This window comes from Legionella sp. km772, assembly GCF_003989735.1.
GTDB lineage: Bacteria > Pseudomonadota > Gammaproteobacteria > Legionellales > Legionellaceae > Legionella.
Map to the genome: position 1 here is coordinate 1 of NZ_RZGQ01000125.1, position 8055 is coordinate 8055.

Consider the following 8055-nt stretch of genomic DNA (forward strand, 5'->3'; position numbering starts at 1 on the left):
GAAAATCAAATAATCACTATAAAGATCAAGCATATCCATTTAATTCCCTCCCTAAAATTAAGGGCGGAATTCTAATGCTTTTTAGTCAAACTACAAGTTTATGTGCGTAACATGAGTGATTTTTAAAAATCTGCTATAGAATTGGAATTATAGGTTTTAATTGGAAGTGGATATGACAATAGCCATACTTGCGACTGGTGATGAAATTATTCATGGCGATACTTTAAATACTAATAGCCATGCCTTTGCCCATATTTTAAGTTCAGAAGGGCTGCCTTTAGGCTTGCAATTGTCTTGTAGTGATAAAGAACTTGATATCGTTGATTGCTTAAATTTTTTAGCGCAAAAGCATGACATAATCATTATTATTGGGGGCTTAGGACCAACCACAGATGATTTAACGCGTTTTGCCTTAGCCCAATTTACCGGTGAGCCTTTAATACAGCATCAAGAGGCCTTAGAACATATAAAGAAACGTTTACAAGCAAGCCAAGTGAGCTTGAACCCCGGTAATTTACAGCAAAGTCTTTTTCCTAAGGAGGCAGTCCTACTCCCCAATCCAAATGGCACAGCAGTAGGCTGCTATTATCCCTGGAATAATAAAATGTTATTTTTATTACCAGGACCTCCGCGAGAGTGTTTACCGATGTTTCAGCATCATGTCCTGCCAATACTCCAACAGACTCAACGCAGTAAAAAACAGATTTTAAAATGGCGAATCTTTGGTTTAGCCGAAAGTGAAATTGCACAAACTTTAGAAGAGGCTTTAGCGCCGTTCGAATGTCAAACAGGCTACCGTTTGGATGTGCCTTATGTCGAATTTAAAGTGCGTTGTACCTTCGCTCTAGTGGAGGAGATCAAAAAGGTTGTTGAACCACTTCTAGCGCCTCATCTTATTGCCTCCATAGAAGAAAAAGCGTCGGATAGATTAAGAAAACTTATTTTAAGCCTTAATGAACCAGTGACTATCATTGATGAGGTAACCGGTGGAGTTTTAGAATCGTTGTTGGTCAAACCTGGCGTCCACCATTTATTAAAATTCAATACCCTGCAAAGCACGCGGCTATTTTTTCAAATACGCGGCTTAACAGAATATTGGATGCAACAAGAAAATACCGGTACCACCCAACTAACAATTAATTATTCTAACCATAAGCAGGAAGGCGGTGAGACCCATGTCATCCCTTATCGCAGCCCCTTAGTTGTACACTATGCGGCTGAATGGCTAAGCTTCCGCCTCTTTCATCTCATCAATCAATTGCATTAAGGCATAGCAAAGTTCTTGCGTGCCTTGATGGCTAATAGCGGAAATGGAAAATACCGGACCTTTCCATTTGAGTCCTTTGATGATGGATTTAATGCGTTCTTCTCGCTCTTTTTCATCAGGAAGCATGTCGATTTTATTCAACACTAACCAACGCGGTTTATCCACTAAATCCGGGCTATATTCTGCTAATTCTTTAATGATTGCTTTAGCCGTAACAACCGGGTCGCTTCCATCTAAGGGGGCAATATCAATCACATGCAATAAGACACAAGTACGAGCAAGATGCTTTAAAAAACGATGTCCAAGCCCGGCACCTGCAGCAGCGCCCTCAATTAAGCCTGGAATATCGGCCATAACAAAACTTTTATCGACTGATACACTTACTACCCCTAACCCAGGGTGTAAAGTGGTAAAAGGATAGTCAGCTACTTTCGCTTTAGAGCTCGATACGGAACGGATTAAGGTTGATTTTCCAGCATTGGGTAAACCTAATAAACCAACATCTGCGAGAACACGTAATTCTAGGCGTAAATGTCTTGACTCTCCAAGACTGCCTTGAGATGTTTGCCGCGGTGAGCGATTAACGCTACTTTTGTAACGAGTATTGCCCAGCCCGTGGAACCCTCCTTGCGCAATAAGAACAGGAACACCAGGTTGATTAATGTCACCCAGTAATTCACCGGTATCAACATCGTAAACCATAGTTCCCACCGGAACCTTAATAATTAAATCTTCGCCTTTTTTACCTGCGCAATTACCCCCCATACCGGGTTGGCCATTTTCGGCTTTATAATGCCGCATATAACGAAAATCAACTAAGGTATTTAAATTAGAGTTCGCTTCAAAATAAACACTACCGCCGTCACCACCATCACCACCATCAGGGCCGCCGCGGGGAATAAACTTTTCCCGCCTAAAACTTAAGCAACCATTACCGCCTTTTCCGGCATCTACTTTAATCATTGCTTCATCGACGAATTTCATGATTATAACCTAAAAAAAAACCCCGTTGCCGGGGTTAAAAATTTGAAACAAATAAATAACTACTTAGGACTCTTGTTTAATAGACAAGACAGCGCAATTAATTTGCTGCTTCTTCTAATTGCTCTGCAACAATAGTTACATATTTGCGATTTTTGTCACCTTTAACAGTAAAGTGAACTAAACCATCAACCAAGGCATATAAAGTATGATCACGACCACAACCTACGCCGGTACCAGGATGGAAACGTGTACCACGTTGTCTTACAATAATTTCACCAGCAGTTACAAATTGACCGCCGTAACGCTTTACACCAAGATACTTTGGATTCGAGTCGCGGCCGTTACGAGTACTACCACCTGCTTTCTTATGAGCCATTACTATCCCCTCTTACTTACTGATCGCAGTAATTTTAACTTGCGAATAATACTGTCTATGCCCCATTTGTTTCATATGGTGCTTACGACGACGAAACTTAATAATTTTTACTTTCTTATGACGTCCATGGTCAATTACTTCAGCTTTTACCACTGCTTTAGCAATAAACGGTGTACCACAAGTGACGTTATCACCATCAGCTAACATTAGAACTTCTGAAAACTCAATTACGTTACCAGCATCTTCTGGCAGCAATTCAATCTTGAGCACATCACCTTCTTTTACGGTATATTGCTTACCGCCAGTCTTAATTACCGCATACATAATTTCTTTCTCCGACTCGCCTGATTGGCTATGACAATTACAACAAAGTGCCATATTCTATGAAATTATGGCTATGACTTCAAGTTCATTTTAAAATATTGTATACTTCAGCACCCTTTCCTAATTTAAATAGTGAATCTAACTATTGTAATTGGGTATTTAATCTGGTCGCGGAGCTAAATAAGGGTCTACTAATTTTTGGAGTTTATAATGTCTACTATTCTTTTAGAAGCACAAACAAGAACGGATATGGGGAAAGGTGCGAGCCGCCGCCTACGTCGTCTTGAAAATAAAGTACCCGCTGTTATTTACGGCGGCGATAAAAAGCCAATGTCTATTCACTTTTTACACAATAAAGTAGTTAAAGCTTTAGAAAGTGAGCGCATCTATTCGAGCGTTTTTGACATCACTGTTGATGGGAAAGTAGAGCATGTCATTTTGAAAGCGCTACAACGTCATCCCTACAAAGCACAAATCATGCATATGGATCTACAACGCGTTTCGAAGAAAGACGTCTTAGTGAAACTGGTTCCGCTTCACTTCGTTAATGAGTCTCAATCGGTTGGCGTTAAAGCAGGTGGTATGATTAACCACAGTATGACGCAAGTAGAAATTCGTTGCCAAGCTAAAGACTTACCTGAGTTTATTGAAGTAGATATGTCTAGTGTTGGTTTAGATGATGTAGTCCATCTTTCTCATCTTAAATTACCTAAAGGTGTTCAATTAACTATTGATGTCGCTGATGGCAGCCATGATACGCCAGTAGTTAGCATCCATGCACCCAAAGGCACAACTGACGAAGAAGAAACTACCATTGCAGCATCTGCAGTTCCAACAGCTAATGATGAAAAGAAAGCTAGTGAAGAATAATTATTATTCTCTTCCCTAGTTGTATCTCTACCCTTACCTTGCCAAGCAAGGCAAGGGTACTTATCCTAATCGCAACTCCTAACCCAAATTTTATAGATTATGGCAATTAAACTTATTATTGGTTTACGCAATCCAGGCTCGGCCTATGAACATACCCGCCATAATGCTGGTGGATGGCTTGCCTATCTTCTTGCGCAACGACATAACGCACTTTTTAAAACTGATAAAAAATTGAATGCAGAGCTAGCACAAATTGAGCTCAATCAAATTACTTGTCGATTAGTGCTGCCTTTAACTTTTATGAATCATAGTGGCCAGCCCACTCGCTTAATTAGCCAATTTTATCAGATTCAACCCAATGAAATTTTAGTTGTCCATGATGAACTTGATTTGCCTCCGGGACGGATTAAATTAAAAACAGGTGGCGGCCATGGCGGCCATAATGGGCTACGGGACATTATCGCACAACTGGGTAGTTCTGAGTTTCACCGTTTACGCATTGGGATAGGACATCCCGGTCATAAGGATTTAGTCCATCACTATGTTTTGAACAAGCCATCATTACATGACCGACAACAAATTTATGATGCCATAGACAGAGGCATCGCTGTAGCACCATTTATTTTAACAGGCGACCTAGCCAAAGCAATGAATCAATTAAACGCTTAATAACCAACAGGGTTAAATACTAAGAGGTACATAAATTATGGGATTTAAATGTGGAATCGTGGGTCTACCCAATGTAGGCAAATCAACATTATTTAATGCATTAACTAAGGCGGGCATTGAAGCTGCCAACTATCCCTTTTGTACCATTGAACCTAATGTGGGTATTGTCACTGTACCAGACCCTCGTTTAGATGCCTTAAGTGCAATAGTAAAACCCCAGCAAGTACTTCCTGCTACTATGCAATTTGTTGACATTGCCGGTCTTGTCAAAGGAGCCTCGAGCGGTGAAGGCCTCGGCAATCAATTTTTAGCAAACATCCGTGAAACGGATGCTATTGCCCACGTAGTGCGTTGTTTCGAAAATACTGATGTGGTCCACGTTGAAGGACGAGTGCATCCTTTAAACGATATTGAAGTCATAAACACCGAATTAGCTTTGGCCGACATGGACACCGTTGAAAAGGCCATGCTAAAAGCAGCTAAAAATAGTCGTAGTGGCAATAAAGACGCCATAGCTGAAACAAAGCTTCTAGAAAAGGTAAAAGCTCATTTAGATGAAGGTTACCCCGTACGTACTTTAGATTTATCGACTGATGAGGCCCAAATTATCCGTCATCTCTTTCTGTTAACAGCAAAACCTGTGCTTTATATTGCTAATGTGAACGATGATGGTTATGAAAATAATCCCCTATTAGAGGAAGTTCAAAATCTTGCCGCCCAAGAAAATGCAAGTGTTGTCGCTTTATGCGCTGCCACTGAAGCCGAATTAGTAGAACTTGACGAAGCGGATCGAAAAGAGTTTATGGATGATTTAGGTTTAAGTGAGCCAGGATTAAACAGAGTAATTCGCGCAGGTTATACGCTGTTAGGTTTACAAACTTATTTTACTGCCGGGGTTAAAGAAGTACGTGCTTGGACAATCAGCAAGGGTGCGACTGCGCCGCAAGCCGCAGGTGTTATTCATACTGATTTTGAAAAGGGATTTATTCGCGCAGAAGTAATTGCCTATGATGCCTTTATTAGCTGTCGAGGTGAACAAGGCGCTAAAGAAGCCGGAAAATTACGCTTAGAAGGGAAAGACTACATTGTCTGCGATGGCGATGTGATGCATTTTCGCTTTAATGTGTAAGATCACCCTATCCCCCAGAAAAATAATTTTGAGCCTTTAACTAGGCTCAAATGTTCCTGCTTAATTAGATTTATGGATAGAAGGCGTAGGCTTTGCGCTAAGCTCTTCCACAGAGACTTGTTCTTTGGTCAAATGTTTAAAAAAGGATGCGTCACTAGCGACAGCATAATTAAAAGAAGAGTCTGCCTTCTTCGGGGGTTTCTGCTTTTCTTGGCAGTCTGCAGCCTCAAGCAGAGGACTATCTTCCCCTTCATCCCCTTTAAGTTTTTTTAATTTTTGCGGACTTTCCTCTAAGTCCAAATCCAAACTAGGCTCTCGTTTTAAGGATTTGACTAGCGACCAGCTATTTACATCCTCTAAAGGAATACCATTGGTTTGTTCATAAGAGGTCTCTAGCTGGCGAAGCTCCGTCTGTAACTGATCGCGCATGGTATTTTGATTGGCTTTCAATACCATCCGCTGGACTTGATAAACTATTCCTATCGCCGCTATCGCACCCATAGTCACGAAGATACCACCGGGGATAAATTGCCAAGCAATCATAATTCCTAATAATAATACGGCAGCAACCGTGTTAATAATTGCAGCATTTCTATGTTGACGATAACCTATTTGGTGACGTGCTTGTTCTTGTTGATTATGCAAATCCTGATTGAGCAAAGGAGAATCATTTTTGGCTTTATAATCTTTGTACAAAAGATAGTTTTGTACCGCAGCAAAAACTTCTTTCACTACATCCACTACTGAGGATAGTAAAAAGAGGGTAACCGAGGCCACTGGGGCAATGACAGTTGAGGAGGCCAACCAAACAATATTGCCGCTCACATTCAATGCCGCATTGAGGAGAAGAAAGGAATTATCCCGCAGGCGATTGAATAAAGAGCTCTTTTTATCAAAATGATTTTGATAAGCATAAAAAGCAGAGCGGCCTACAGTAAATAAAAGCCCCATTATGGGAAAAGCAATACTTGATGCGAAAACTATTTTAGCCACGGCAATGATGCCCATAAGAAAGGGGGATACCAGGCTTGCAATTAATAACAAAGCAGCAGTAATGCTCGCAATTAAATATAATCGTTTATTACGCGCCTTTCTTTCTTCTAATAACTCTATAATAGTATGGAGCTGAATATTGGCTTTTATCTGTAAATCTGCATTCAGTTGACACAAGAGATCATAGACAGTGAGTTGCGAGTTTAAGTATTTCCCCCAGCGGTATTTAGGAATACTTAAATTAGTTAGTAAGGTTTCCAATTCTTCAATAATAGCGGTATTATCATGTTTATTATCTTCCTGACCGCTTTCTAAAATAGGTTCACTAGATTGATAATCCCGACCGGCATAAACCGTGAGAAGATAAAAATCTCGCTTAAATTGGATGAGATGCCGATCATAGCCCTTCATGCTCTGTTTAAGGGCTTTATACTCGCCACCTTTAATGAACTTATTAATCTCTTTTAGACTTTGCACAAGTGAAGAGGCATGGAGAGAATTATTTTCTAATTCCACGTGGAGCATCCCCTTTAATTAGTCACAATACACATATTATACACTTAAAGTACAAATAAAAACCATACCAAAAAGAGTAAAATATTCTTGCTTCCAATATTAAGTAGGATAGTAAGACTAAACCAAGTAATAAGGGTAGATTACTGTTTACGGGAGTCGTATTCCATAATCCCTTTATCGCGGGCATAGGCTTCAATTTCGGATTGACGATAATGATAAAAATGTTCTTTTTCTAAAGAAGAGATGCTCTTTCTATTCACATCCACCCAGCAATTAGGTGTTTCATAGTAACGTACATTATGAATACGTAGATCAGGATAGCCTGAAAAAAGGATATCCATCGCCATAAAAACTTCGCGCGCTACATTTTCAGCAGTAGGATTACAATAGTTATTTTCTCCATTGAGGGAAAGCAAATACACCTTACTCCCTGTTTCCCTGCAGGCATTAATAATAATATGATCTTCGGGGTTGGCGATGAAACCATGATCAAACATATCATCTAACCACTGCCCCCCTACGCGTTTAATTTCCCTAAAATCAATACAGTAACCAATTTCTTGTTGCGTAGAAAAAACAAAGGTAAGCTCTATTTTTATGCGGTGCCCATGAAGAGAGAAACATTTGACGCGCTCGTGCATGACTCGATGAGCAATATCCAGCTCAATATTGCGAGTAATAAATTGATCATGACTCATGAAAATAGAAACTCTTGTTAAAAGGGAACACATTGTATCATATTTAATGGACCACAAACTACTTTAGCTTGTATATCAGCACTAATTTCAGTCTTTATTTCTATTAATTGACTCATGTTACGCACGGTCAATTTTAAGCTGCCATATTTTTAAGCTCCTGCCAAGCAATCTGGTTCGCTCTAAGAATCAATTTGTACTTAATAGCAAAGTGATTTAAATGAGTTTTTAT

General features: G+C 39.9%; 9 protein-coding genes. 4 read left to right on the top strand and 5 right to left on the bottom strand.

Annotated features, from left to right (window positions below):
* Positions 1-172: 172 nt before the first annotated feature.
* Positions 173-1267: a molybdopterin-binding protein gene (locus ELY15_RS11465; protein ID WP_127100135.1), complete on the top strand. Its 1095-nt coding sequence runs from the start codon at positions 173-175 to the stop codon at positions 1265-1267.
* Here the strand turns inward: ELY15_RS11465 and cgtA are convergent.
* The 3 genes from cgtA to rplU all read right to left on the bottom strand — a co-directional run bounded on the left by cgtA (position 1226) and on the right by rplU (position 2951).
* A complete protein-coding gene (gene cgtA, locus ELY15_RS11470; protein WP_127100137.1) occupies positions 1226-2251 on the bottom strand; it encodes an Obg family GTPase CgtA in 1026 nt (341 codons plus the stop codon). The two genes, ELY15_RS11465 and cgtA, sit on opposite strands and share 42 nt — an antisense overlap.
* A 97-nt stretch (positions 2252-2348) precedes the next feature.
* Positions 2349-2627 (bottom strand): 50S ribosomal protein L27, encoded by a 279-nt coding sequence (gene rpmA, locus ELY15_RS11475; RefSeq protein ID WP_127100139.1) that lies wholly within the window; start codon positions 2625-2627, stop codon positions 2349-2351.
* Positions 2628-2639: 12 nt separating this feature from the next.
* Positions 2640-2951, bottom strand: coding sequence for a 50S ribosomal protein L21 (gene rplU / locus ELY15_RS11480; RefSeq protein WP_127100151.1), 312 nt, complete (start codon positions 2949-2951; stop codon positions 2640-2642).
* A gap of 210 nt (positions 2952-3161) precedes the next feature.
* Here rplU and ELY15_RS11485 point away from each other — a divergent pair, with 210 nt between their 5' ends.
* The 3 genes from ELY15_RS11485 (at position 3162) to ychF (ending at position 5619) form a co-directional block, all read left to right on the top strand.
* Positions 3162-3821 (top strand): 50S ribosomal protein L25/general stress protein Ctc, encoded by a 660-nt coding sequence (locus tag ELY15_RS11485; protein WP_127100141.1) that lies wholly within the window; start codon positions 3162-3164, stop codon positions 3819-3821.
* 99 nt (positions 3822-3920) lie between these two features.
* A complete protein-coding gene (gene pth, locus ELY15_RS11490) occupies positions 3921-4490 on the top strand; it encodes an aminoacyl-tRNA hydrolase (protein ID WP_127100143.1) in 570 nt (189 codons plus the stop codon).
* Between the two features lie 37 nt (positions 4491-4527).
* Positions 4528-5619 carry a redox-regulated ATPase YchF gene (gene ychF, locus ELY15_RS11495; RefSeq protein ID WP_127100145.1) on the top strand — a complete coding sequence of 364 codons (1092 nt, stop codon included), beginning with the start codon at positions 4528-4530 and terminating at the stop codon, positions 5617-5619.
* Positions 5620-5679: 60 nt separating this feature from the next.
* Here ychF and ELY15_RS11500 read toward each other — a convergent pair whose 3' ends face one another.
* On the bottom strand, positions 5680-7128 hold the full coding sequence (locus ELY15_RS11500; RefSeq protein WP_127100147.1) for a hypothetical protein: 1449 nt from the start codon (positions 7126-7128) through the stop codon (positions 5680-5682).
* A gap of 140 nt (positions 7129-7268) precedes the next feature.
* Positions 7269-7826 (bottom strand): 6-carboxytetrahydropterin synthase, encoded by a 558-nt coding sequence (locus tag ELY15_RS11505; RefSeq protein WP_127100149.1) that lies wholly within the window; start codon positions 7824-7826, stop codon positions 7269-7271.
* Positions 7827-8055 lie beyond the last annotated feature (229 nt).

Coding starts and splice junctions, on each gene's coding strand:
- ELY15_RS11465 (WP_127100135.1), top strand. CDS start 173: ATGACAATAGCCATACTTGCGACTGGTGATGAAATTATTCATGGCGAT.
- cgtA (WP_127100137.1), bottom strand. CDS start 2,251: ATGAAATTCGTCGATGAAGCAATGATTAAAGTAGATGCCGGAAAAGGC.
- rpmA (WP_127100139.1), bottom strand. CDS start 2,627: ATGGCTCATAAGAAAGCAGGTGGTAGTACTCGTAACGGCCGCGACTCG.
- rplU (WP_127100151.1), bottom strand. CDS start 2,951: ATGTATGCGGTAATTAAGACTGGCGGTAAGCAATATACCGTAAAAGAA.
- ELY15_RS11485 (WP_127100141.1), top strand. CDS start 3,162: ATGTCTACTATTCTTTTAGAAGCACAAACAAGAACGGATATGGGGAAA.
- pth (WP_127100143.1), top strand. CDS start 3,921: ATGGCAATTAAACTTATTATTGGTTTACGCAATCCAGGCTCGGCCTAT.
- ychF (WP_127100145.1), top strand. CDS start 4,528: ATGGGATTTAAATGTGGAATCGTGGGTCTACCCAATGTAGGCAAATCA.
- ELY15_RS11505 (WP_127100149.1), bottom strand. CDS start 7,826: ATGAGTCATGATCAATTTATTACTCGCAATATTGAGCTGGATATTGCT.